The sequence below is a fragment of the Bordetella genomosp. 2 genome, from assembly GCF_002261345.1.
Classification (GTDB): domain Bacteria; phylum Pseudomonadota; class Gammaproteobacteria; order Burkholderiales; family Burkholderiaceae_B; genus Bordetella_A.
This window is the reverse complement of sequence record NZ_NEVT01000006.1, coordinates 577,851-600,662: the sequence shown is the minus strand read 5'-3', so window position 1 is coordinate 600,662 and position 22,812 is coordinate 577,851. Positions and strand designations below refer to the sequence as shown.

The 22,812-nt window shown below is 70.3% G+C and carries 20 protein-coding genes; 8 read left to right on the top strand and 12 right to left on the bottom strand.

Annotation, left to right across the window (positions count from 1 at the left end; translation table 11 throughout):
- Positions 1 to 3: 3 nt before the first annotated feature.
- Positions 4 to 771: a 2-dehydro-3-deoxyglucarate aldolase gene (gene garL / locus CAL24_RS12995; RefSeq protein ID WP_094806911.1), complete on the top strand. Its 768-nt coding sequence runs from the start codon at positions 4 to 6 to the stop codon at positions 769 to 771.
- Positions 772 to 864: 93 nt separating this feature from the next.
- Here garL and rpsT read toward each other — a convergent pair whose 3' ends face one another.
- The 10 genes from rpsT to CAL24_RS12945 all read right to left on the bottom strand — a co-directional run bounded on the left by rpsT (position 865) and on the right by CAL24_RS12945 (position 8,642).
- Positions 865 to 1,128 carry a 30S ribosomal protein S20 gene (gene rpsT / locus CAL24_RS12990; protein ID WP_028355810.1) on the bottom strand — a complete coding sequence of 88 codons (264 nt, stop codon included), beginning with the start codon at positions 1,126 to 1,128 and terminating at the stop codon, positions 865 to 867.
- Between the two features lie 107 nt (positions 1,129 to 1,235).
- Positions 1,236 to 2,228 (bottom strand): FecR domain-containing protein, encoded by a 993-nt coding sequence (locus tag CAL24_RS12985; protein ID WP_094806910.1) that lies wholly within the window; start codon positions 2,226 to 2,228, stop codon positions 1,236 to 1,238.
- Between the two features lie 138 nt (positions 2,229 to 2,366).
- A complete protein-coding gene (gene murJ / locus CAL24_RS12980) occupies positions 2,367 to 3,923 on the bottom strand; it encodes a murein biosynthesis integral membrane protein MurJ (protein WP_094806909.1) in 1,557 nt (518 codons plus the stop codon).
- Positions 3,924 to 3,979: 56 nt separating this feature from the next.
- The gene (locus CAL24_RS12975; RefSeq protein WP_028355813.1) at positions 3,980 to 4,738 is read right to left on the bottom strand and encodes a 3-hydroxyacyl-CoA dehydrogenase; all 759 of its coding nucleotides are present in this window, start codon (positions 4,736 to 4,738) and stop codon (positions 3,980 to 3,982) included.
- A 75-nt stretch (positions 4,739 to 4,813) separates the two neighbouring features.
- Complete coding sequence (gene adk / locus CAL24_RS12970; protein WP_028355814.1) at positions 4,814 to 5,470, bottom strand: adenylate kinase; 657 nt, start codon at positions 5,468 to 5,470, stop codon at positions 4,814 to 4,816.
- Between the two features lie 94 nt (positions 5,471 to 5,564).
- Complete coding sequence (gene kdsB / locus CAL24_RS12965; RefSeq protein WP_094807268.1) at positions 5,565 to 6,329, bottom strand: 3-deoxy-manno-octulosonate cytidylyltransferase; 765 nt, start codon at positions 6,327 to 6,329, stop codon at positions 5,565 to 5,567.
- Positions 6,330 to 6,337: 8 nt separating this feature from the next.
- Complete coding sequence (locus CAL24_RS12960; protein ID WP_028355816.1) at positions 6,338 to 6,523, bottom strand: Trm112 family protein; 186 nt, start codon at positions 6,521 to 6,523, stop codon at positions 6,338 to 6,340.
- A 9-nt stretch (positions 6,524 to 6,532) separates the two neighbouring features.
- Positions 6,533 to 7,627 carry a tetraacyldisaccharide 4'-kinase gene (gene lpxK, locus CAL24_RS12955; protein ID WP_094806908.1) on the bottom strand — a complete coding sequence of 365 codons (1,095 nt, stop codon included), beginning with the start codon at positions 7,625 to 7,627 and terminating at the stop codon, positions 6,533 to 6,535.
- Positions 7,624 to 8,037, bottom strand: a complete 414-nt coding sequence (locus CAL24_RS12950) for an ExbD/TolR family protein (RefSeq protein ID WP_028355818.1) — start codon at positions 8,035 to 8,037, stop codon at positions 7,624 to 7,626. Before CAL24_RS12950 ends, lpxK begins: the two co-directional genes overlap by 4 nt.
- Positions 8,034 to 8,642 carry a MotA/TolQ/ExbB proton channel family protein gene (locus CAL24_RS12945; protein ID WP_094806907.1) on the bottom strand — a complete coding sequence of 203 codons (609 nt, stop codon included), beginning with the start codon at positions 8,640 to 8,642 and terminating at the stop codon, positions 8,034 to 8,036. The genes CAL24_RS12950 and CAL24_RS12945 overlap by 4 nt, the downstream gene beginning before the upstream one ends.
- A 343-nt stretch (positions 8,643 to 8,985) precedes the next feature.
- On the opposite strand from CAL24_RS12945, the gene xseA reads away from it, so the two are divergent.
- The 4 genes from xseA to pcaF all read left to right on the top strand — a co-directional run bounded on the left by xseA (position 8,986) and on the right by pcaF (position 13,883).
- Positions 8,986 to 10,374, top strand: coding sequence for an exodeoxyribonuclease VII large subunit (gene xseA / locus CAL24_RS12940; protein WP_028355820.1), 1,389 nt, complete (start codon positions 8,986 to 8,988; stop codon positions 10,372 to 10,374).
- A 74-nt stretch (positions 10,375 to 10,448) separates the two neighbouring features.
- Positions 10,449 to 11,027 (top strand): superoxide dismutase [Fe], encoded by a 579-nt coding sequence (gene sodB / locus CAL24_RS12935; protein ID WP_028355821.1) that lies wholly within the window; start codon positions 10,449 to 10,451, stop codon positions 11,025 to 11,027.
- Positions 11,028 to 11,145: 118 nt separating this feature from the next.
- Complete coding sequence (locus tag CAL24_RS12930; RefSeq protein WP_094806906.1) at positions 11,146 to 12,537, top strand: chloride channel protein; 1,392 nt, start codon at positions 11,146 to 11,148, stop codon at positions 12,535 to 12,537.
- Between the two features lie 140 nt (positions 12,538 to 12,677).
- Positions 12,678 to 13,883: a 3-oxoadipyl-CoA thiolase gene (gene pcaF / locus CAL24_RS12925; protein WP_094806905.1), complete on the top strand. Its 1,206-nt coding sequence runs from the start codon at positions 12,678 to 12,680 to the stop codon at positions 13,881 to 13,883.
- Positions 13,884 to 13,946: 63 nt separating this feature from the next.
- On the opposite strand, the gene CAL24_RS12920 is transcribed toward pcaF, so the two are convergent.
- The gene (locus CAL24_RS12920; protein ID WP_094806904.1) at positions 13,947 to 14,423 is read right to left on the bottom strand and encodes a DUF192 domain-containing protein; all 477 of its coding nucleotides are present in this window, start codon (positions 14,421 to 14,423) and stop codon (positions 13,947 to 13,949) included.
- A 116-nt stretch (positions 14,424 to 14,539) separates the two neighbouring features.
- Positions 14,540 to 14,785, bottom strand: coding sequence for a cold-shock protein (locus CAL24_RS12915; RefSeq protein WP_012249572.1), 246 nt, complete (start codon positions 14,783 to 14,785; stop codon positions 14,540 to 14,542).
- Positions 14,786 to 15,006: 221 nt separating this feature from the next.
- Here CAL24_RS12915 and clpS point away from each other — a divergent pair, with 221 nt between their 5' ends.
- The 3 genes from clpS (at position 15,007) to pbpC (ending at position 22,781) form a co-directional block, all read left to right on the top strand.
- Positions 15,007 to 15,321: an ATP-dependent Clp protease adapter ClpS gene (gene clpS, locus CAL24_RS12910; protein WP_028355825.1), complete on the top strand. Its 315-nt coding sequence runs from the start codon at positions 15,007 to 15,009 to the stop codon at positions 15,319 to 15,321.
- Between the two features lie 111 nt (positions 15,322 to 15,432).
- Positions 15,433 to 20,616, top strand: a complete 5,184-nt coding sequence (locus CAL24_RS12905) for an alpha-2-macroglobulin family protein (protein WP_094806903.1) — start codon at positions 15,433 to 15,435, stop codon at positions 20,614 to 20,616.
- Positions 20,616 to 22,781, top strand: a complete 2,166-nt coding sequence (pbpC, locus tag CAL24_RS12900) for a penicillin-binding protein 1C (protein ID WP_094807267.1) — start codon at positions 20,616 to 20,618, stop codon at positions 22,779 to 22,781. The genes CAL24_RS12905 and pbpC overlap by 1 nt, the downstream gene beginning before the upstream one ends.
- Positions 22,782 to 22,812 lie beyond the last annotated feature (31 nt).

Here is a 22,812-nt window from a genome sequence, read left to right as displayed (position 1 = left end):
ACCATGAATTCACCGTTGCCCAACCGTTTCCGTCAACGCATCCTGGCGCGCGAGCGGCTGATTGGTTTCTGGATGTGCATGTCCAGCCATATCACCGCCGAAGTGGCCGGGCTGGCCAACTACGACTGGCTGTTGCTCGACGGCGAGCACTCGCCCAATGAAGTGCCGATGTTCCTGCAGCAGCTGCAGGCCCTGCAGGGCAGCGCCAGCGCGCCGGTCGGGCGGCCGTCGTGGAATGACCCGGTGCAGATCAAGCGCCTGCTGGATATCGGTTTCTACAACCTGTTGATCCCGTTCGTCGAATCGGCCGACGACGCGCGGCGCGCCGTGGCCGCCACCCGCTACCCGCCGCAGGGCATGCGCGGCGTGGCGGGCTCGCAGCGCAGCAACCTGTATGGCACGGTGCCGGATTACCTGCAGACCATCAACGACAATATCTGCGTCCTGCTGCAGATCGAAAGCCGGCCCGGCATCGAGGCGGTCGACCAGATCGCCGCGGTGGAAGGGGTGGACGGCATTTTCATCGGGCCGTCGGACCTGGCGGCCGCGCTGGGCCATATCGGCAACCCCGGGCATCCGGAGGTGCAGGAAGTCATACGGCACTTGTACGAACGCGCCAACGCGCAGGGCAAGGCGGTGGGTATCCTGGCGCCCGTGCAGGCCGATGCGCGCCGCTACCTGGAAATGGGCATGCACTTCGTGGCGGTGGGCACCGACCTGGGAGTCTTCAAGCAGGCGACGTTCGCCCTGCGCGAGGCCTTTCCCAGCTGAACCCGGGAGTCATCCAAAACAAAAGGATGCCCGCGGGCATCCTTTTGTTTTGCCGTATTCATGCAGCCCCGGCGCGCGGGGCGGCAGAATGGCTCAGGCCAGCGCCTTGATGGCGGCGGCCAGGCGGCTCTTGTGGCGAGCGGCCTTGTTCTTGTGGATGATGTTCTTGTCGGCCACGCGATCGATCACGCTGGTGGCTTTCTGGAACACTTCGCTGGCCGCCGCCTTGTCGCCGGCAGCGATGGATTGGCGAACGCGCTTGATGGCGGTGCGCAGCATCGAGCGCAGGCTGGAATTGTGCTTGTTGCGCGCGACCGATTGGCGGGCGCGCTTGCGGGCTTGGGCGGTATTGGCCATGTTGCGATATTAAAGTGAATTCGGCAAAGTCCGATATTGTAGCAAGTATCGAACGGATTGCAAGCTCTTTAGCCCAGGGGCGGGCCAGAGACGCCCGCGCAGCGACCCTAGGCAGAGGCTACGCCGATCGATACGAACCAGCGCATGAAGCGCCATACGTCGATGGGCATGCGGTCTTCGAGGGACTGCAGGGTCACGTCGACGTCGTCCAGCGGGTACACGCCGGAAACGGGCAGGCCGCCCGCGGCCATCGATACGCGCAAGGTGCCGGGGTAATAGGGACGTAGCGATTCGACGATTTCGGCCAGGGGCTGGCCGCGGGCGTCGATCATGCCGCGTTCCCAGGCGGCCTGGGCGGCCAGCTCGGCGCGCGGCACGCCCACGCGCACGGAGTCGAAGCGTACGCCGAGGCCGGGGCGCAGGATGTCGCGGGCGCCGGCCAGGGTTTCGATTTCGACGGGCTCGTCGTGCGCCACCACCAGGGTGCGGTGTGGCTGCTGCCGCACCATGTAGCGGTTGCCGGAGGAGCGGATCATGCCTTCGGCGGTCTGTACGGTGAAGGGTCGCCGGTCGTCCGGCGCCGCGGTGACGGTCACGGCGCCCTGTTGCAGCCGCAGGTGGCGCGAATTGGCGGTAAAGGTCAGGTCGACCCGGCTGCGCGCATCCAGCAGGAGTTCGCTGCGGTCGGACAAGGTATAGCGGCGCCGCTCGGCCGTGGCCGTCGCGGCGTCGGATGCCAGGCTGCCGAGCGGGAAGAACATGTTGCCGACATAGGCGGCCGAGCCGCTGCCCGCGGCCAGCAGCGCGATGCCGCCCAGGAAACGGCGGCGCGTGTGCGACACCGTTTCGGCGGGGACGGATGGCGGATGGGCCGGGTAGCCGGCCGCCGGGTAGGCATCGCCCAGCCGGCCGAACGCCGCGCCGCCGAGCGTGCCGGTGAGCTGCTGCCAGGCGCTGTCGTGGCGCGGATCGGCATTGCGCCAGGCCAGGAAATTGGCGTAGTCGTGCTGGGTCGCGCGTCCAGAGCGCAGCAGCAGCAGCCAGTCGATGACCTGGTCTGACAGCGGCGGCGCCTGGCTGGAAGGGATATCCGTCCCCATGAGCGAACTCGAGTGACTGCCGAGCGATTGCATTCTTAAATAATAATGCTTTTTTTACTTTAGATTACATAATTTGCGTGCAGTTTTTTGATTTTGGGTGATGTTGTAACCGCGATGCGACGGTGGAGCGCGGAAGGGTCAGCCGCGGCGGCGGCCGAAGTCGCGCGGGCGGAAGCCGCACAGGAACAGCGCCCCGAAATAGGCGGCGGCGCTGGCGGCCAGTACGGCGGCCAGCCAGAGGGCGCGCTGGCCGGGCTGGGCCTGCAGGGCGAGCCAGTCCAGCCGCCGGTCGGTGTAGATCAATACGGCCGCCAGGGCGGCCAGCGCGGGCAGCAGCCGCAGCGCAAACCGCCCCCAGCCCGGCGCGGGCCGATAAACGCCGCGCCGCAGCAGCCCGGCCAGCAGCGCCAGCGCGTTGAGCGTCGCTCCCAGGCCGATGGCCAGGGCCAGGCCGGCGTGCGACAGCGCTGGCACCAGCGCCAGGTTCATCAACTGGGTGGCCACCAGCACCATGATGGCGATCTTGACCGGGGTGCGGATGTCCTGCTGGGCATAGAAGCCGGGGGCCAGGATCTTCACTGCCAGGATGCCGATCAGGCCGGCCGAATAGGCCACCACCGCCAGGCGGGTCTGCTCCACGTCGCGGGCCTGGAACGCGCCGTAGTGGAACAGCGTGGCGACCAGGCCGTCGGAGAGCAGCGCCAGGCCGAGCGCGGCCGGCAGGCCCAGCAGCAGCACCAGCCGCAGCCCCCAGTCGAGCAGCGCGGAATAGCCGGCGCCGTCCTGCCGCGCGTGGGCGGCCGACAGGCTGGGCAGCAGCACCGTGCCCAGGGCGACGCCCAGCAGGGCGGTGGGAAACTCCATGAGCCGGTCGGCGAACGACAGCCAGGTCACGCTGCCCGGCGCCAGCCAGGTCGCGATGTTGGTATTGATGAGCAAGGATATCTGGGCCACCGACACGCCCAGCGTGGCGGGCGCCATCTGGCGGAGGATGCGCTGCACGGTGGGGTCGCCCCAGGCCTGGCGCAGGTTGGTGGCCAGCCGCGGGACCAGGCCGAGGCGCGCCAGCGCCGCCCACTGCACGGCCAGTTGGGCGACGCCGCCGACCATGACGCCGAGCGCCAGCGCATAGATGGGTACGTCCATGCGCGGAGCCAGCCACAGGCAGGCCGCGATCATGGCCAGGTTGAGCAGCATGGGCGTGAAGGCCGGCACCGCGAAGCGGCGCCAGGTGTTGAGCACGCCCGAGGCGAACGCCACCAGCGACATGCAGAGGATGTAGGGGAACATCACCCGCGTCATCCAGACGGCCGCGCCGAATTCGGTGCCGCGCGCCGCGTCGCGCAGGCCGCTGGCCATGGCGGTGACGACCCACGGGGCGGCGAGAATGCCCAACAGCGTGATCGCCATCAGGGCCAGGGTCAGCAGCAGCGCCACGCGGTCGAGCAGGGTGCGCACTTCGGCGTCGCTGCGCTCGGCGCGCGCCGCCCCCAGGATGGGCACGAAGGCCTGCGAGAACGCGCCTTCGGCGAACAGGCGGCGCAACAGGTTGGGAATGCGGAACGCCACCCAGAAAGCGTCGGTCAGCGGGCCGGCGCCGAATGCGCGCGCGGCCAGGATGTCGCGGACCAGGCCGGTAATGCGCGACAGCAGCGTGAAGCTGCTGACGGTGGCGGCCGAGCGGAACAGACCCATGGAGAGGCGGGAAAGTACGCGCGGCCGGCCTGGAGCGGGCGGCCGCGCGGAGGGCGTTACTTGGGCGGCATGCGGATCGCGCCGTCGAGGCGGATCGTTTCGCCGTTGAGCATGTCGTTGGTGATGATGCTGTGGACCAGCTTGGCGTAGTCCTCGGGGCGGCCGAGGCGGGCGGGGAACGGGATGCTGGCGGCCAGCGAGTCCTGGACCTCCTGGGGCATGCCGAAGATCATGGGGGTGCCGAAGATGCCCGGGGCGATGGTCATGCAGCGGATGCCGGTCTTGGCCAGGTCGCGCGCGATGGGCAGGGTCATGCCGGCCACGCCGGCCTTGGAGGCGGCGTAGGCCGCCTGGCCGATCTGGCCGTCGAAGGCCGCCACCGATGCGGTATTGATGAGCACGCCGCGTTCGCCGGTGGGTTCCGGCGCGTTGGCGCTCATGGCCTCGGCGGCCAGCCGCATCATGTTGAAGCTGCCGATCAGGTTGATCGAGACGACTTTCTGGAACAGGTCGAGCGGGTGCGCGCCATTCTTGCCGACGATCTTCGCGGCCGGTGCCACGCCGGCGCAATTGACCAGGCCGAACAGCGCGCCGAGCTCGCGCGCGGCCGCCACGGCGCGCTGGCCGTCGGCTTCCTGGGTGACGTCGCAATGCACGTAGCGCTGGCCCAGTTCGTCGGCCAGCGCCTGGCCGGGTTCGTCCTGCAGGTCGGCGATGACGACCTTGGCGCCGTTGGCCACCAGCATGCGCACCGTGCCGGCGCCCAGGCCGGACGCGCCGCCGGTGACGATGAATACCTTGTTCGCGATTTCCATGTCGGTTCTTTTGAGCGGGAAGAGTTCAACGGAGCGCCGCGGCGGGCCGCGGCGCGCGAAAGCGGCGGCGCCGGCTCAGCTTGCCAGGGCCTGGAACAGGCGGGCCTTGATTTCGTCGACGGCGCCCACGCCGGAGATCTTGCGGTACTTGGGCGCCGCGGCGTCGCCGGCCTCGGCCCACGAGGCGTAGTAGTCGACCAGCGGGCGCGTCTGCTTCTGGTAGACGGCCAGGCGGTTGCGCACGGTTTCCTCGCGGTCATCGTCGCGCTGCACCAGCGGTTCGCCGGTGACGTCGTCCAGGCCTTCGGCCTTGGGCGGATTGAAGCGCACGTGATAGCTGCGGCCGCTGGCCGGATGCACGCGGCGGCCGCTCATGCGTTCGATGATGTCTTGTTCGGGGACCTCGATCTCGACCACGTAGTCGAGCGCCACGCCGGCGTTCTTGAGGGCGTCGGCCTGCGGGATGGTGCGCGGGAAGCCGTCGAACAGGTAGCCGTTGGCGCAATCGGGTTGCTTCAGGCGATCCTGCACCAGGCCGATGATGATGTCGTCGGACACCAGGCCGCCCGCGTCCATGACCTTCTTGGCCGCCTGTCCCAGCGGCGTGCCGGCCTTGACGGCCGCGCGCAGCATGTCGCCGGTGGAGATCTGCGGGATCGCGAAGTGCTGGGTGACGAATGCGGCCTGGGTGCCTTTGCCGGCGCCGGGCGGTCCGAGCAGGATGAGACGCATGGGTGCTCCTGAATGATTGGGAATTTTTATGACCGGGGACGATTATGCCGCAATGCAGCAGCCGTTGTGGCCGCGCGGATCAAGGGAAAACCCCTTATAACCCATTTGCATAGAGGGTTCGCACGCGCGCCAGGTCGTCCGGCGTGTCGACCCCGGCCTGCGGCGCCTGGGGGGTGCGGTGCACGACGATGCTGTGGCCGTGTTCCAGGGCGCGCAGCTGTTCCAGGGCTTCGTAGCGTTCCAGTGCGCCCTGCGGCAAGGTCGGGAAGCGCCGCAGGAAGGCGACCCGGTAGGCGTACAGGCCGATGTGGTGCAGGGCGGGCAGGCCCGGCGCCAGCAGCCGCTGGCCGCCCGCCAGCGCGTCGCGCGCCCAGGGAATGGGCGCGCGCGAGAAATACAGGGCGCGTCCGTCGGCGCCGCACACCACCTTGACCACATTCGGGTTGAACAGGGCCTCGGCGTCGGCCAGGGGGCAGGCGCAGGTCGCGATGTCGGCCTGCGGATGGACCTGCAGCGACTCGGCCACGGCGTCGATGAGCGCCGGGTCGATCAGCGGTTCGTCGCCCTGGACGTTGACCACGATGGCGTCGTCGGGCAGGCCGAGCTGCTCGACCGCCTCGGCCAGGCGGTCGGTGCCGGTGGGGTGGTCGGCGCGGGTCAGCAGGGCGGCGTGGCCATGCGCCGCGGCGGCCCGCTCGACGCGGGCGTCGTCGGTGGCGATGCAGACCCGCTCGGCGCGCGAACGGGCGGCGCGTTCGGCCACGCGCACGACCATGGGCTTGCCGGCAATGTCGGCCAGGGGTTTGTCGGGCAGGCGCGTCGAGGCCATGCGCGCCGGGATCAGGGCGACGAAGCTCACGGCGCGGCTCACGCCGGTTCGGGGCGCGCGCCGTCGAGCGGGCGGGCTTCCGACTCGAGCATGACCGGGATGCCGTCGCGCACCGGATAGGCCAGGCGGTCGGCGCGGCAGATCAGTTCGGCCTGGGCGCGGTCGTAGTCGAGGCGGCCCTTGCACACCGGGCACACGAGAATGTCGAGTAGGCGGGATTCCATGGGGCGATTCTAAAGCAGTTTGTGCGGGCCGGCGGCGCTTTCGCGGGCCAGCGCGGCGGCGGCCGCGCGGGCCCGCGCGGCCAGCCAGTCGAACAGGGCCGGGTCGGAAAAGCGCGCCTGCACCGGCACTTCCCAGAGGCGCGCATCGCCGAGCGTGCGGCACTTGATGGCGTCCTTGGAGGTGATCAGGATGGCCTCGGCGGCCAGGGCGTCGAACGGCGAGCGCCGGTAGTCGTAGTGGTCGGGCAGGGCCAGGCTGGGGTCGGGCCGGATGCCGGCCGCCCGCAGGGTGGCGAAAAAGCGCGCCGGGTTGCCGATCCCCGCGGCGGCGGCCACGGCAGCGAAAGCCCCGCCCGGGACGAAGTCGGCGAGCGGCCGGCGGGCGTCGCTTTGCAGGTGCCGGGCGGCGTCCGGCTCGAGCCACATGTCGGCGCGGCGCGGCACGCCATCCGGAATGGCATCGACCGGCGCGCCGGGCGCGCGCGGCCGGTTCGTGATGACGGCGTGCACCGTGCCCAGGCGCGCGGCGGGTTCGCGCAGCGGCCCGGCCGGCAGCAGCCGGCCGTTGCCGACGCCGCGCTCGTCCTGCACGACGATCTCGACGTCGCGCGCCAGCGCCAGGTGCTGCAGGCCGTCGTCGGAAACGATCACATCGACCTGCGGGTGCCGGGCCAGCAGCGCCTGGGCCGCGAGCGCCCGGCGCGGGTGCACCGCCACCGGCGCGCCGGTGGCGCGGGCGATCAGCGCGGGCTCATCGCCGTAGTCGGCGGGATCGAGCTCGCCCTGGCCGACCCGCGGCTGCGGCCCGACGCGCGTGCCGTAGCCGCGGCTCACGACGCCCGGGTTCCAGCCGCGCGCCCGCAACGCCTGGACCGTGGCGATGACCACCGGCGTCTTGCCGGTGCCTCCGATGTAGATGTTGCCGACCACCACCACCGGCACGGGGGCGCGGTAGGCCGGCCGGCGGCCGGACAGGTAATGGGCGCGCCGCCGTTCGACATGCCAGCGCGTCACGGCGGCCAGCGGCCGCAGCAGCCTCGCCAGCCAGCCATCGTGTTGCCAGTGGCGCTGCGGGAAGGCGGCGCGGGGAGCGGGGGGAGTCACCGGGCGTTCTGGGCGGCGAAGTTGACGCGGCCGATGCCCGCCAGGCGGGCGGCTTCCATGACGTTGACGACCGACTGGTGGGTCGCCTGGGCGTCGGCGTTGATGACCAGCACCGGCTGGCTTTTGCCCGCCGCCGCCAGCGCCAGGGCCTGGGCGATGGCGGACGGGTCGGCGGCGTCGACCAGCGTGCCGTTGAGCGCATAGCGGCCATCCCGGCTGATGGCGATTTCGATGGCGGGCGGCGTGTCCTGCTCGACCGCCGCCTCGGGCAGGGCGACCTTGAGCTGGGTATAGCGGACGAACGAGGTGGTGGCGGCGAGGAAGATGAGGATGACCAGCAGCACGTCGATCAGGGGGATCAGGTTGATCTCGAGATCATCGCGCTCGCCGCGGGCCCCGCGGAAGTTCATGGCCGGGTCTCCGGACGGGCGGCGCGCGCCACGCGCGCGGCGATCTGTTCCATGAGGTTGAGCAGGGTGTCGACGCGGCCGCGCAGGTAGCGGTGCGCGATCATGGCGGGAATGGCGATCAGGATGCCGAATGCGGTGTTGTACAGGGCGATGGAAATGCCGCGCGCCAACTGGGCCGGGTCGCCGCCACTGGGGGTGTACGAGCCGAAGATTTCGATCATGCCCACCACGGTGCCGAACAGGCCCATGAGCGGGGCGATGACCGCCACCGTCCCGAGCGCCGGAATGTACCGGTTCAGGTCGTGCGCGACGGCGCGGCCGACGTCTTCGACCGCGGTGCGCTGGTCGTCGCGCGGCTGGCTACGGTGGCGCAGCACTTCGGCGAGGATGCGGCCCAGCGGCGAATTGCGCTCGAGCCGGGCCAGCGCTTCGGGGCTGTCCTGGCCGTTGCGCTGCATTTCCATGACCTGCTCGGCCAGCCCGCGCGGCGCCACCAGGCTGCGGCGCAGCGACAGCAGGCGTTCGACGATCAGCGCCAGGCCCAGGAGGGACGTGGCGAGCAGCGGCCAGATCGGCCAGCCGGCTTCGCGGATGATGGACAGCAAGAGAAAGGCTCCCGGTGGCAGGGCCGCGGTGCGCGGCGCTCGATTCAAGGGCGAACTGTAACGGGGGGAGCGGGACCGTGGCAAGGCCGCCGGGCCGCCGGAACTATCCACAGTTTTTGTGGATAATTCTGTGTAGAACTCCCCCCAAACACGGATGAATGCTGGTTTTGCGCTGGGTTGGCCGCGGGCGGGCCATCGGCGGTCGGGTTTTTTCTATAAAAAAAACAAATACTTGCGACGAATTTGCTGGCGTTGCGGGCAGGCGGCGGGTTGGGGCCGCGCTGAGATATCATCGAGGCCCGCGCGACAAGCCCTGTGGACAGATATCCCCCTGGAAAGCCTTATGACAGCACAGTTTCCCGTAAGAAACGACGTATTTGCGCGGGATATCATGACAGTTGCCCAGTTGAATCAAGCGGTGGGCCAATTGTTGGAGCGCAACATCCCGCCATTGTGGGTTCGCGGCGAGATTTCCAATTTCACGCAGGCCGCCTCGGGGCACTGGTACTTCACCCTCAAGGACAGCCGCGCCGCCGTGCGCACTGTCATGTTCCGCAGCCGCGCCTCGGCGGTCGGTTTCGTGCCGCGGGCCGGCGACCAGGTGGAAGTGCGCGCGCGCGTGTCGCTCTATGAGCCGCGCGGCGACTATCAATTGCAGGCCGACGCCATGCGGCGCGCCGGCCTGGGGAATCTGTACGAGGCTTTCCTGCGCCTGAAGGAGCAGCTCGCCGCCGAGGGGCTGTTCGACCCCGCCGCCAAGCGCCAGCCCGTGGCGCTGCCGCGCGCCATCGGCGTGATCACCTCGCCGCACGCGGCGGCGCTGCGCGACGTGCTGTCGGCGCTGGCCCGGCGCGCGCCGCAGGTGCCGGTGATTCTCTATCCGGCGCCGGTGCAGGGCGCCGACGCGGCGGCCCGCCTGGCCGTCCAGCTGCAGGTGGCCAACGCGCGCAACGAGGTCGATACGCTGCTGCTGGTGCGCGGCGGCGGCAGCATCGAAGATCTGTGGAGCTTCAATGATGAAGCGTTGGCCCGCCTGGTGGCGGCCAGCGCTATTCCGGTCATCAGCGGGGTAGGGCACGAAACCGATTTCACGATCGTGGACTTCGTGGCCGATGTGCGCGCGCCCACGCCCACCGCCGCCGCCGAGCTGGCCTGCGCGCCGCGCGCGGAGCTGCTCGGCCGTGTGGGCCAGGCGGCGCAGCGCCTGGCGCGCGGGCAGCAACGGCGGCTGGAGCAGGCCGCGCAACGGCTCGACCGCGCCGCCTCGCAGTTGATATCGCCGACCCGCCGGCTAGCCCACCAGGCCGAGCGCCTGAATACCCTGCGCCATCGCCTGGTCGCGGCCTGGCGCGGGCCGCAGGGCCGGCGCGCGGCGCGCGCCGGATTGCTGGCGCAACGGCTGGCGCATTGCGTGCCCGACACCGCACGCGCGGCGGAACGCCTGCATGCGATAGCACGCCGCCTGGCCCAGGCGCAGGCGCGCCAGCTGGCGGCCAGCCAGGCGCGCGCGGCCGCCGCCGCGGCCCACTTGCGCGCGCTCGATCCGCGCCACACCCTGGCGCGCGGCTATGCCATCGTGCGCGACGAGCAAGGGCGGATCCTGCGGGATGCGGCCGTGCTGGCGCAGGGCCAATCGCTGGACGTGACGTTCTCGCACGGCAGCGCCCAAGTCCGGGTGCTGGACGCACGCGGCGAGGGCGGCGGCGTTAACCCCGCGCCGGATCAGGGTTAACGCAAACACCCATGCAAACTGCCGATACAATGGGTGCGCTTGATCGTGCACTCAACACAGAGAAGGAACCCCACATGGCACATACTCTTCCCCCCCTGCCTTACGCGCTGGACGCCCTGGCGCCGCACATCTCCAAGGAAACGCTCGAGTTTCACTACGGCAAGCACCACCAGACCTACGTCACCAACCTGAACAACCTGATCCCCGGCACCGAGTTCGAGAACGCCTCGCTCGAAGACATCGTGAAGAAGTCGTCCGGCGGCGTGTTCAACAACGCGGCCCAGGTCTGGAACCACACGTTCTACTGGAACTCGCTGGCTCCCAACGCCGGCGGAGCGCCCAGCGGCGCGCTGGCCGATGCGATCAATGCCAAGTGGGGCAGCTTCGACGCCTTCAAGGAAGCCTTCAACAAGTCGGCCGCCGGCAACTTCGGTTCGGGCTGGACCTGGCTGGTGAAGAAGCCGGACGGCTCGCTCGACATCGTCAACACCAGCAACGCCGCCACGCCGCTGACCACGGCCGACAAGCCGCTGCTGACCTGTGATGTGTGGGAGCACGCCTACTACATCGATTACCGCAACGCGCGTCCGAAGTACCTGGAGAATTTCTGGGCCCTGGTGAACTGGGATTTCGCCGCCAAGAATTTCGCCTGAGCGACGCAGCGCCCGCAGGCGCGCCACGCCCGGCCCCGCGCCGGGCGTTTTTGCGTGCGCGGCCGCGCCGCCGCGCCGGATGTTAAGGTAAGCGGCTTTCCAGCCCCACACGTCCCGCATGCCGACCGCTGATACGTTACGCCGCCTCGGTTCCCGCGCGCGCCGCCTGGCGCGCCGCAAGCTGCGCCAATTGGGCAGGCTGTCGCGCAAGAGCCTGCAACTGGGGCTGCTGCTGGGCGGGGCGGCGCTGGTGGCGCTGGTCTCGCTGGGGTTCGCCTGGCTGGCCGACCTGGCGCTGGAATGGAACGGCGCCTGGACGGCGCGCCACGGCTGGCTGGCATTCGTACTGATCCCGCTGGCCTTCGCCGTGCTGCGCTGGCTGACCCTGCGCCTGGCGCCCAATGCGGCCGGCAGCGGCATTCCGCAGGTCATCGGTGCCCTGTCGCTGCCGCCGGGGCCGGCGCAGTCCAGCCTGGTATCGCCGCGCCAGACCCTGTGGAAGATCCCGCTCACTTTCCTGGGCCTGGCCGCGGGCGCGTCCGCCGGCCGGGAAGGGCCTTCGGTGCAGGTGGGCGCCGCCGTGATGCTGGCCTGGGGGCGGTTCTGGCGCCGCAATGGAGTGCCGCTGCGCGGCTTTCATGCCAATGAGCTGATCGCCGCCGGCGCCGCCGGCGGCCTGGCCGCGGCGTTCAACGCGCCATTGGCCGGCGTGATCTTCGCCATCGAGGAACTCGGCCGCGGCACGGTGCTGCGCTGGCAGCGCCTGGTGCTGATCGGCGTGCTGGCGGCCGGCTTCCTGGTGGTCGCGCTGGCGGGCAACAATCCTTATTTCGGCACGTTCGGCGGGCAGGCGCTGCCGCACCACATGGTTCTCTGGGTGCTGGTTTGCGGGCTGGTCAACGGCGTGCTCGGCGGGGTCTTCGGCCGGCTGCTCAGCAAAGGCGCTTCCGGCGTGGCGCCGTCGGCCTGGCGCGGCTGGATCCGCCAGCATCCGATCTGGACCGCCGCTGCCATGGGGCTGGCGCTGGCCTGCCTGGGCGCGCTCAGCGGCAACACGGTGTACGGCACCGGCTACACCGTGGCGGGCGGCCTGCTGTCGGGCGAAGCCGAGGGGCCGGCCGCATTCGGCCTGGCCAAGCTGGCCGCCACGGTAGTGTCCTACTGGGCTGGCATTCCGGGCGGCATTTTCACGCCGGCCCTGACGACCGGCGCGGGGATCGGGCAGCACCTCTGGGAATTGAGCGGCGGCGACATCGACCGGCGCGTGCTGGTGCTGATTTCCATGGCGGCCTTCCTGGCCGCCGCCACGCAGTCGCCCCTGACCTCCAGCGTCATCGTGATGGAGATGACCGGCAGCCAGCCGATGCTGTTCTGGCTGCTGGTCGGCGCGCTGGCCGCGTCGCTGGTGGCGCGGCAGTTCTGCCCGCGGCCGTTCTATCATTTCGCCGCCGGGCGCTTCCGCCGCCAGGCCCAGGTCGAGACCGGCCGGGCGGCGCGCGGGGCGCCGTAGCCGCGCCGGCGTGTCCATGGCGCAAACACTGTCCGATATGCGGACAGACTGCGCACCGCGGCCCGCCACGCCCGGGCGGGGTGGCGTAACATCGATAGGTTCGCTATCCAGCTTTTTTTCTTCTTTTCGAGCTTGAATCCATGACCGTGCATGCCTTCATCTGCGATGCCATTCGCACCCCCTTCGGCCGCTACGGCGGCGCCCTGGCGCCGGTGCGCGCCGACGACCTGGCCGCCGTGCCCATCAAGGCGCTGATGGCGCGCAACCCCGGCGTGCACTGGGAGGAGCTGAACGACGTGATCCTCGGCTGCGCCAACCAGGCCGGCGAGGACAACCGCAACGTGGCCCGCATGGCCTCGCTGCTGGCGGGCCTGCCGATCGAAGTGCCGGGCGCCACGCTCAACCGCCTGTGCGGCTCGGGCCTGGACGCGGTGGGCACCGCGGCGCGCGCCATCCGCGCCGGCGAAGCCGGCCTGATGCTGGCCGGCGGCGTGGAAAGCATGAGCCGCGCACCGTTCGTCATGGGCAAGGCCGACAGCGCCTACTCGCGCAGCGCGGCCATTTACGACACCACCATCGGCTGGCGCTTCGTCAACAAGCTCATGAAGGCGCAATACGGCGTCGACTCCATGCCCGAGACGGCCGAGAACGTGGCCGACGACTTCAAGATCAGCCGCGAAGACCAGGACAAGTTCGCCCTGGCCAGCCAGGAAAAGACCGCTCGCGCGCAAGAGGAAGGCGTGTTCGACGCCGAGATCACGCCGGTCTCGATCCCCCAGAAGAAAGGCGACCCCATCGTGGTGTCCAAGGACGAGCATCCCCGCCAGACCAGCCTCGAGGCGCTGGCACGCCTGAAAGGCGTGGTGCGCGAGGGCGGCTCGGTTACCGCCGGCAACGCTTCGGGCGTGAACGATGGCTCCGCGGCGCTGTTGCTGGCCGACGAGCGCAGCGCCGCCCGCCATGGCTTGACGCCGCGCGCCCGCGTGGTGGGCATGGCCACCGCCGGCGTGGCGCCGCGCATCATGGGCATCGGCCCGGCGCCGGCCACCCGCAAAGTGCTCGAGCTGACCGGGTTGACGCTGGACCAGATGGACGTGATCGAGCTGAACGAAGCCTTCGCCGCCCAGGGCCTGGCGGTGCTGCGCCAGCTCGGCATCGCCGACGACGATGCGCGCGTCAACCCCAATGGCGGCGCCATTGCGCTGGGCCATCCGCTGGGCGCCAGCGGCGCGCGCCTGGCGACCACCGCCATCAACCAGTTGCACCGCACCGGCGGCCGCTACGCCCTGTGCACCATGTGCATCGGCGTGGGGCAGGGGATCGCGCTGGTCCTCGAGCGCGTCTGACCGGCCGCGCCATGGCAAAAGGGAGCCGCGCGGCTCCCTTTTTCTTGTCGGGCGCGAACCGGGTCAGGGCAGGCCGTCGATCCGGTTGCCGGCCTGGATGCCATGCGCTTCGAACCAGCCTTGCGACATCTCCAGGGCGTAGCGCACCGGCCGGGCCGAACAATGGGCATCGTCGGTCTGCGGCGCCATGTCCGCGATATTGACGATGGAGCCATCGTCGGCAATGAAGGCGATCGACAGCGGCAGCGGCGTGTTGCGCATCCAGAAGCACTGCAGGTCCGGCGATTCGAACACGAACAGCATGCCGCCGTTGCCTGGCAGGCTCTGCCGGTGCATCAGCCCGACGCGGCGCGTGGCTTCGGTATCCGCCACTTCGGCGCGGATGATGTGGATGCCCGCCGACAGCTGGGTGACCGGCAGGCCGGTTTGCGGGCTTTGCGCCCGGGCGGAGGGCAGGCAGGCCAGGGCGCCGAGCAGGGCGGCGGCCGCGGCGGCCCGGGCGGGAATGCGGGCAGGCGGCGGGGCGTGGCGGGTCGACATGAAGCAGCGAAACAGCGGAAAATAACAGGGCGGGGCATGGTGCCCCGCCCGGGCAAAAACGCCGCCCGCAACCGGAGGCGTCCGGCACGCGGGCGGCGCGATACAGATACTGGGCGTCAGGCCGACGTGATGTTCAGCGCCTGTTTGCCTTTAGGGCCTTGAATGATCTCGAAAGCCACCTTCTGGCCTTCTTTCAGGGTCTTGAACCCGTTCATCTGAATGGACGAGAAATGCGCGAACAGATCTTCACCGCCGTCATCGGGCGTAATGAAGCCGAACCCCTTCGCATCGTTGAACCATTTGACGGTACCCGTCGATTTGGGATTGTCCCCTTGGACGGCGGTTGCGGTCGTATCAGACATGCGGACTGCCTCATTGAATCGTATGTTGACAGAAGGCAGTCCGGCCTGGACCGGCGACCTTCCGGCTTCCGGACGCCCCTGATGCAGACGAGGGCCCCCGAATGCGTGGATAATGCTCTGCTTTTCTTTCCGGCGTCAAGTATGGAAACTACGCATTTCTGCGTGTAATTTTGGGTAAGTCCGGGCAATGCCTGTCCCTGTTTCAATAGAATAGCCGCCCTATGAGTTCGACCGTGGATACCCAGCACGACCTGACCGTGGAGAAGGCCCCGGCCCGCACGGCGCCGCCGCCCATGTACCAGGTAGTGCTGCTCAATGACGACTACACCCCGATGGAGTTCGTGGTGAAGGTATTGCAGAAGTTCTTCGGCAAGAACCAGGAAGATGCCACGCGCATCATGTTGCAAGTCCATCACGAAGGTCGCGGCACCTGTGGGGTGTACCCGCGCGACGTGGCGGCCACGCGCATCGCGCAAGTGGCGCAGTACGCGCGGGCGCGCCAGCATCCGCTGCAATGCGTCATGGAGCCCGTTTAGCCGGCGGCCGGGACAGCATCACCGCGCGCTAATATCTGCGGCGGGCCGGGCGACCAACCGGCCCGTCGATCGGGCGCGAGGCGCCCATAACTGGCTGTACAGGGGCAAGCCATGAGTGACAGGGGTGGGGCGGTCGGAATCGCGGCGGTGGCGCTCGCCATCGCGGTAGGCCTGGGCTGGTGGGCCGGACGCGGCGGCGTGCCGGGTGCGGCGCCGCCGGCGGCGCGAGCCCCCGAGCCGGCCGCCGCGCCGGCGGCGCGGACGGCGCCGCCGCTGCCCGCCGCGACCGTGGGCCAGCCCGATCCTTTCAGCGCCGTCGACTGCCAGGCGCGGCAATACAACGACAGCCTGGCACTGGCCGTTACATTCAGCCAGCCGGTCGACCGCAAGGCCGGCCTGGATTCTTATCTCAGCGTGCTCGATACCGGCGCGGCGGTCGCCCCGTCGGACGGCCCGCCGGCCCCGGCCGCCGCCAATGCGCCGGTGGCGCGCCAGGCGGGCACGGCCGCGCCGCAGGGCAAGCCGGTCCAAGGCGGCTGGGTGGTCGGCGACAACCCGCGCATGGCTTATTTCCCGTACGTGCAGCCGCAGCGCAACTACGCGGTGCAGTTGCGCGCCGCGCTGCCGGCGCAGGGCGGGGCGACGCTGGGCGCGGACATGCAGTGCGCCGTGCAGACCGACGCCATGCCGCCTTCGTTTTATTTCGCCAGCCGGGGCGTGGTGCTGCCGGCGGGCCAGAATGGCGGGCTGCCGGTGGCCACGGTCAACATGCCGGAGGTCGACGTGCAGTTCCTGCGCGTGGCCCCGGAGCGCATGCCGGAATTCTTCGACGATGTGCTCGGCTACGGCCGGGGCGCCGGCGGCGAGGACAGCGACGAGGCCGACGACGAGGACGATGCCTGGCGCTATGCCGACAACCGCAGCCTCAAGGGCTCGGTCAGCAACTGGGACCTCGACCGCCTGCACCAGTTGACCACCAGCGTCTATCAGGGCCGCTTCCTGACCGACGACAAGCCCAACCGGCGCCACGTGACCTTCCTGCCGGTCGAAACCATCGCCGAGCTGCAGCAGCCGGGCATCTACGTGGCGGTGATGAGCGAGCCCGGGCGGTTCCGCTATGAGTACCAGGTGACGTACTTCTACGTCAGCGACATCGGCCTGCACACGCGCCGCTATCCCGATCGCATCGAGGCCTATGCGGTGTCGCTGACCCGCGGCGAGCCCATCGGCGACGCGGATGTCGAACTGATCGACGGCAACGGCAAGGTCCTGGCCCGCGCGCCGGTCGACGCGTCCGGCCACGCCCGCTTCGAGGGAGCGCATGCCGATGCGCGCCTGGTGCGCGCCGTGCGCGGACGCGAGCTGACGGTGCTGGCGCTGGGCGAGCCGGCACTGGACCTGTCGGAATACGACATCGGCGGCCATCCCGCGCGCAATACCAACCTGTTCGTGTATGCCGGCCGCGATCTGTACCGGCCGGGAGAAACCTTCCGGGTCTCGGTGCTGCCGCGCGATCCCGATGGCCGCCTGCTGCCGCCCGCGCCGCTGACCGCGACCCTGAAGCGGCCGGACGGCCGCGTGGTGCGCAGCGAGCTCTGGCAGCCCGCCGCGCAGGTGGCCGGCTATGTGGAACACGCCATCGAGCTGCCGGTGGATGCGCAGACCGGCAAGTGGCTGCTCGAGCTGCGGGTCGATCCCGCGGCCCGGGCGCCCGACGCCGCGTGGTGGTTCCAGGTCGAGGAATTCCTGCCCGAGCGGATGAAGCTGCGGCTCGACTCCAGCCAGGCGGTGCTGGCGCCCGACGAAACCTGGCAAGTGGCCGTGCAGGGGGATTACCTGTATGGCGCGCCGGCCGCCGGCAATCGCCTGCTGGCCAGCTTCCAGGTCAAGCGCGAGCGCTATGCCCTGGCGCAGCAATGGCCTGGCTTCATCTTCGGCGACGTGGCTGACGATGCGCTGCGGCACTACGAAGAACTCCCCGAATCCACGCTGGACGAAGAGGGGCGCGCCGCGCTGCAGATCGATCCGCAGGGCGGCGCGGCGCATTCGCCGCTGCGCGTGCGGCTGTCGGCCAGCCTGCTGGAATCCGGCGGCCGGCCGGTGGTGCGCTCCCTGGAGCGTTCCGTGTGGCCGGCCGACCGGCTTATCGCCGTGCGTCCCCTGTTCGAGGATGACGTGGCGCGGGAAGGCGCGCCGGCCGGCTTCGAAGCCGTGCGGGTGGACGCCGCCGGCAAGGTGGCGCCGCTGGAGCAGGCGCAGTTGCGCCTGTATCGCGAGCACCGGAACTATTACTGGCGTTATGACGATCAGCGCGGCTGGAACAGCGGCTACACCGAGACCGAGGAACTGGTCGAGTCGCGCCAGATCGCGCTGCCGGATCGCACGCCGCTGGCCTTGCCGGTGGACTGGGGCCGCTATCGCCTGGAGATCGCCGATCCGCAGACCGGCCAGGTATTGCGCTACCGCTTCTATGCGGGTTGGGGCGCGCAGGACGCCGAGGCGGTAGGCAACCGCCCCGATCGGGTGCAGATGAAACTGGAAGGCGTGCCGGCCCGGCCCGGCGATACGGTGAAGCTGACGGTCACGCCGCCGCACGATGGGCAGGCGCTCATCACGGTCGAGGCGGACCGCATGCTGTGGTCGCGCTGGGTGCCGGTCCAGGCCTCGGGCACGCCGGTCGAGATCGCGCTCGATCCCGCATGGAAGCGTCACGATCTGTACGTATCGGCGGTGGTGTTCCGGCCGGGCAGCGCCGGCGACCGCATTACGCCGGCCCGTGCGCTGGGGCTGACATTCCTGCCCATCGCCAGCGACGAGCGCCGGCTCGGCGTCGCCATCGCGGCGCCCGCCAAGGTCGAGCCCGAGGCGCGCTCGACCGTGCGGGTCAAGGTGGACGGCGCGCAGGGCCGGCGCGCCACCGTGACGCTGTCGGCGGTCGACGTGGGCATCCTCAACATCAACCAGTACGCGACGCCCGATCCGCTCGATTTCTTCTTTGGCAAGCATCGCTATGCCGCTGAACTGCGCGACATGTACGGCAAGCTGATCGAGCAAATGGACGGCACCCGCGGGCGGCTGAAATGGGGCGGCGACGCGGCGCTGCGCGGCGACAGCCGCAGCCTGCCGAAGAAGGTCAAGCTGGTGGACCTGTTCTCCGGCCCGGTCGCGCTGGACGAGCGGGGCGAGGCCGAGATCGCGCTGGACCTGCCGGACTTCAACGGCACGCTGCGGCTGATGGCGGTCGCGTTCACCGGCGAGCAATACGGCAGCGCCGAGGCCGAGATGGTGGTGGCGGCGCCGATCGTGGCCGAGCTCAGCATGCCGCGTTTCGTGACGCCGGGCGACCAGGCCGCCGTGGCGCTGGATGTCACGAACCTGAGCGGCGCCACCCAGCAGGTCAAGGTCGACTTGCGCGCGCTCGACCCGCTGGCGATCGCCGACGGCGCCCGCACGCTCACGCTCAAGCACCGGCAGCGCGCCACTCTGCGCTTCACCGCCACTACCACCGGCTCCTACGGGCTGGGGCAATTGCGGCTGCAGGTCGACGGCGCGGGCGGGCCCAAGCCCGTGCACATCGTGCGCGAGGCGGTCCTGCAAGTGCAACCCGCCCACGCCGCCGAGAGCCGGGTGCGGCGCCTGCGGCTGGCGCCGGGCGAGAGCTTCGCGCCGGGGGCGGACGCGCTGGCGGGCTACTACCCCGATTCGGTCACGGCCAGCCTGAGCCTGTCGAATCGTCCGCCCATCAACGTCGCGCGGCTGGTGGAGCGCCTGCTCGGTTATCCGTACGGCTGCACCGAGCAGACCATCAGCGCGGCCCTGCCATGGGTGCTGGTGAGCGACGAAGACGGCAAGCGCTTCGGCCTGCCGGCGCATAGCCGCGAGGAACGGGCCGGGAAAGTGGCCGGCGCGCTGTCCCGCCTGGCCGGCATGCGCAATGCCGCGGGCGCCTATTCGCTGTGGGGCGATGCGTCGGCGCGCGATGTCTGGCTGACGGCGTATGCGGTCGGTTTCATGCAGGACGCGCGCGACCATGACTTCAGCGTGCCGGAAGCGGCGCTGGCGCGTCCGCGCCAATGGCTGCTGGAGCAATTGCAGCAAAGCGCCGGCAGCTTCGGCACCTGGCCCGACCGGTTGCGGCGCGGCCTGCAGAATGGGCGCATCGCCAGCGACGATATCGATACGCTGCGCAACGACCATCGGCGCTTCGCGGGCTACGCCGCCGCGGCCCTGGCGCTGGCGCGTGACCGCCAGGCGCCGCTGTCCACCGTGCGGCAATTGCTCGACCGCTACCAGGAACGCGCGCTGTCGCCGCTGCCGCTGATCCAGCTCGCCGCGGCGTTCCAGCTCATGGGCGACGCGGGGCGCATGGAGCAGGCCGCCGGCCTGGCGGCGCAGCGGGCCTACGGCTTCCGCCGGCACGATGGGCGGGCCGGTTATGGCGACGACTGGCTGGGCGACTACGGCAGCGCGGTGCGCGACTACGCGCTGAGCTACGCTTTGGCCGCGCAGTACGGGTTGCTGGACGAGGGCAGGGAAGCCCTGCTGGCGCAGCTGGACGGCCGGCTGCAGGGCCGTTCCTACCTGTCCACGCAAGAACAGATGGCGCTGGTGCTGGCCGCGCGCGCGGCCGGCGGCGATGCCGAGGCGCCCTGGTCGGCCGAGCTGGCCACGGCGGCCGGCGTCCAGGCGCTGCAGGGCGCCGCCGATCGCGCGCTGGCGCTGCGCGGCGCGGACCTGCCGGCCCTGCGGCTGACCAATACCGGCACCCAGCCCCTGTTCGCCGAATTCGACCTGCAGGGCACGCGGCGCGAACCGCCGGCGCCGCGCAGCGACGTAATCCGCCTGCAGCGCAGCTGGTACACGCCCGACGGCAGGCCCTGGGACGGCGGCGTGCTGCACACGGGCGACCTGCTCGTGGTGAAGCTGCGCGCTTCGGCCAACCAGTTGCTGCCGGACGCGCTGCTGGTCGACCGCGTGCCCGCCGGTTTCGAAGTCGAGAACCTGAACCTGTCGCAAAGCCCCGACATGCAGGATTGGGAGATCGGCGGCACGCGCGTGGCCGACGCGCTGGCCAATTCCGCCATCAAGCACCGGGAGTTCCGCGACGACCGCTATGTGGCGGCGGTCGAGCTCAATCGCGGCGCGGTCGATATCTTCTACATGGCGCGCGTGGTCACGCCCGGGCGCTACGCGGTGCCGTCGGCCGCGGCCGAGGATATGTACCGTCCCGAGTTGCGTGGCGTGGGCGAGCAATGGAGCCCGATCGAGATCCGCGACCGCGGCACGCGCCCCTGATGCTGGCCGCACGCGGGCGCCGCCGGCTGGCCAGGCTGGCGGGCGGCTTCCTGGCCCTCGCCGCGGCGCTGCTGGCGCTGGACTGGCTGTATCCGCTGCCGCCCCCGGGCGGCGGCGCGGCCGCGGTGGTGGTGGCCGCCGACGGCACGCCGCTGCGCACCTATCCCAGCCGCGACGGTGTATGGCGCTATCCGGTCACGCCGGGCGAGGTCGCGCCGCGCTACCTGGAAGCCTTGCTCGGCTATGAAGACCGCTGGTTCTATTGGCACCCGGGATTCAATCCCGTGGCGCTGGCGCGCGCCGGCTGGCAATGGCTGGCGCACGGGCGCATCGTTTCCGGCGGCTCGACACTGACCATGCAGGTGGCCCGGCTGGTCGACCCGGGCCTGGCCGCGCTGCCGTCGCGTTCGCCGGCCGCGAAACTGCTGCAGATCGCCAGGGCGGTGCAGCTCGAATGGCATTTCAGCAAAGACGAAATCCTGGGGCTTTATCTGGCGCATGCGCCGATGGGCGGTATCGTCGAGGGCGTGGAAATGGGCGCGCGCCTGTGGCTGGGCAAATCGGCCCGCGACCTCAGCCGCGCCGAGGCCGCCTTGCTCACGGCGCTGCCGCAGGCGCCGTCCCGGCTGCGGCCGGATCGCCATCCGCAGGCCGCCCAGGCCGCCCGCGACAAGGTGCTGGACCGCATGGCGGCGCGCGGCTGGAGCGCGGCGGCGATCGCCGACGCCAAGCTGGAGACGGTCATGGCGCCACCGCTGCGCGCGCGCTGGCTGGCCCCGCTGGCCGCCCAGCGATTGATGGCCGGCCAGCAACGCCGCGGCAAGCGCCCGGCGGTGGTGGCCTCGACCCTGGACGCCGATATCCAGGCCACCGTCGAGCGCATGCTGCTCGACCGGGTGGACGGGCTGCCGCCCAAAGTGTCGATGGCGGCCCTGGCCATGGACAACGATACGCTGGAAATCAAGGCCTACGCCGGCTCGGCCGATTTTTCCGATGCCAGCCGCTACGCGCATGTGGACATGGTGCGGGGCGTGCGTTCGCCGGGGTCCACGCTCAAGCCATTCCTGTATGCGCAAGCCCTCGACGACGGATTGATCCATTCGGAAAGCCTGTTGCTGGACGCGCCGCTGTCGTTCGGCGGTTACGCGCCGGGCAATTTCCAGGCGGCATTCTCGGGGCCGGTCAGTGTCGCCCAGGCGCTGCAGCGGTCGTTGAATGTGCCGGCGGTCGATTTGCTCGACCGCGTCGGGCCGGCGCGTTTCTCCGCCGCCATGCTGGCCGGCGGGGTGCGCCTGCGCATGCCGGATGGCGCCGCGCCCAACCTGAGCTTGATTTTGGGCGGGGCCGGCACCACCTTGGAAGAACTGGTCGGCGCCTACCGCGCCCTGGCGCGCGACGGGCTGGCCGGCCGTCCGCGCCTGGCGCCGGGACAGCCCCGGGTCGAGTCCCGTATGATGAGCGCAGGCGCGGCCTGGATCGTGCGCGACATTCTCGAGGGCGGCGGGCATCCCGACCGGCCGCTCTGGCAGGATGGCGCGCCGGGGCGCCGGCTGGCCTGGAAGACCGGCACCAGCTTCGGTTTCCGCGACGCCTGGGCGTTGGGCGTGACCGACCGCTGGACCATCGGGGTGTGGGTCGGGCGTCCGGACGGCACCCCAAATCCGGGTTTTTTCGGGGCCAACGTGGCGGCGCCGCTGTTGCGCGACATCGCGGCGACCCTGCCGGCCGGGACGCCGCAGCCGCGCCGGCGGCCGGCCAGCGTACAGCCGGTGATCGCCTGTTGGCCGCAGGGCTGGCGCCAGGGTGGCATGCCGGCGCAGCCATGTTCGCAGCCCCGCTCGGCGTGGGCGCTGGACCAGACGGTGCCGCCCACCTTCGCCGGCTATGCCGATGCGGCGCGCGGGCCGTTGCGGTTGCAGGGCGTGGCCGACGGCTCGGTGCTGCGCCCGGTGCCGGGCCGGCAGGAAGTAGTACTGGATGTAAGCGTGCAGGGTGCGCGCGGAGAAGTATGGTGGATGCTGGACGGCCGCGTGAAACAGCGCGGCGAGCCGTCCGCGCCGCTGCAATTGGCCTTGGTGCACAATGGACGGTACACATTGACCGCCATGGATGCGCAAGGCCGATACGACCGTGTGGTTTTTGAAATCTCTGGTGTTACGCCCTGATCGGCTTAGAATATGAATCGTGTATTTCGAC

Excerpts from the sequence above, each read along its gene's own strand:
- garL (WP_094806911.1), top strand. The coding sequence starts at position 4 with ATGAATTCACCGTTGCCCAACCGTTTCCGTCAACGCATCCTGGCGCGC.
- rpsT (WP_028355810.1), bottom strand. The coding sequence starts at position 1,128 with ATGGCCAATACCGCCCAAGCCCGCAAGCGCGCCCGCCAATCGGTCGCG.
- CAL24_RS12985 (WP_094806910.1), bottom strand. The coding sequence starts at position 2,228 with ATGGGGACGGATATCCCTTCCAGCCAGGCGCCGCCGCTGTCAGACCAG.
- murJ (WP_094806909.1), bottom strand. The coding sequence starts at position 3,923 with ATGGGTCTGTTCCGCTCGGCCGCCACCGTCAGCAGCTTCACGCTGCTG.
- CAL24_RS12975 (WP_028355813.1), bottom strand. The coding sequence starts at position 4,738 with ATGGAAATCGCGAACAAGGTATTCATCGTCACCGGCGGCGCGTCCGGC.
- adk (WP_028355814.1), bottom strand. The coding sequence starts at position 5,470 with ATGCGTCTCATCCTGCTCGGACCGCCCGGCGCCGGCAAAGGCACCCAG.
- CAL24_RS12960 (WP_028355816.1), bottom strand. The coding sequence starts at position 6,523 with ATGGAATCCCGCCTACTCGACATTCTCGTGTGCCCGGTGTGCAAGGGC.
- CAL24_RS12950 (WP_028355818.1), bottom strand. The coding sequence starts at position 8,037 with ATGAACTTCCGCGGGGCCCGCGGCGAGCGCGATGATCTCGAGATCAAC.
- xseA (WP_028355820.1), top strand. The coding sequence starts at position 8,986 with ATGACAGCACAGTTTCCCGTAAGAAACGACGTATTTGCGCGGGATATC.
- sodB (WP_028355821.1), top strand. The coding sequence starts at position 10,449 with ATGGCACATACTCTTCCCCCCCTGCCTTACGCGCTGGACGCCCTGGCG.
- CAL24_RS12930 (WP_094806906.1), top strand. The coding sequence starts at position 11,146 with ATGCCGACCGCTGATACGTTACGCCGCCTCGGTTCCCGCGCGCGCCGC.
- pcaF (WP_094806905.1), top strand. The coding sequence starts at position 12,678 with ATGACCGTGCATGCCTTCATCTGCGATGCCATTCGCACCCCCTTCGGC.
- CAL24_RS12920 (WP_094806904.1), bottom strand. The coding sequence starts at position 14,423 with ATGTCGACCCGCCACGCCCCGCCGCCTGCCCGCATTCCCGCCCGGGCC.
- CAL24_RS12915 (WP_012249572.1), bottom strand. The coding sequence starts at position 14,785 with ATGTCTGATACGACCGCAACCGCCGTCCAAGGGGACAATCCCAAATCG.
- clpS (WP_028355825.1), top strand. The coding sequence starts at position 15,007 with ATGAGTTCGACCGTGGATACCCAGCACGACCTGACCGTGGAGAAGGCC.
- CAL24_RS12905 (WP_094806903.1), top strand. The coding sequence starts at position 15,433 with ATGAGTGACAGGGGTGGGGCGGTCGGAATCGCGGCGGTGGCGCTCGCC.
- pbpC (WP_094807267.1), top strand. The coding sequence starts at position 20,616 with ATGCTGGCCGCACGCGGGCGCCGCCGGCTGGCCAGGCTGGCGGGCGGC.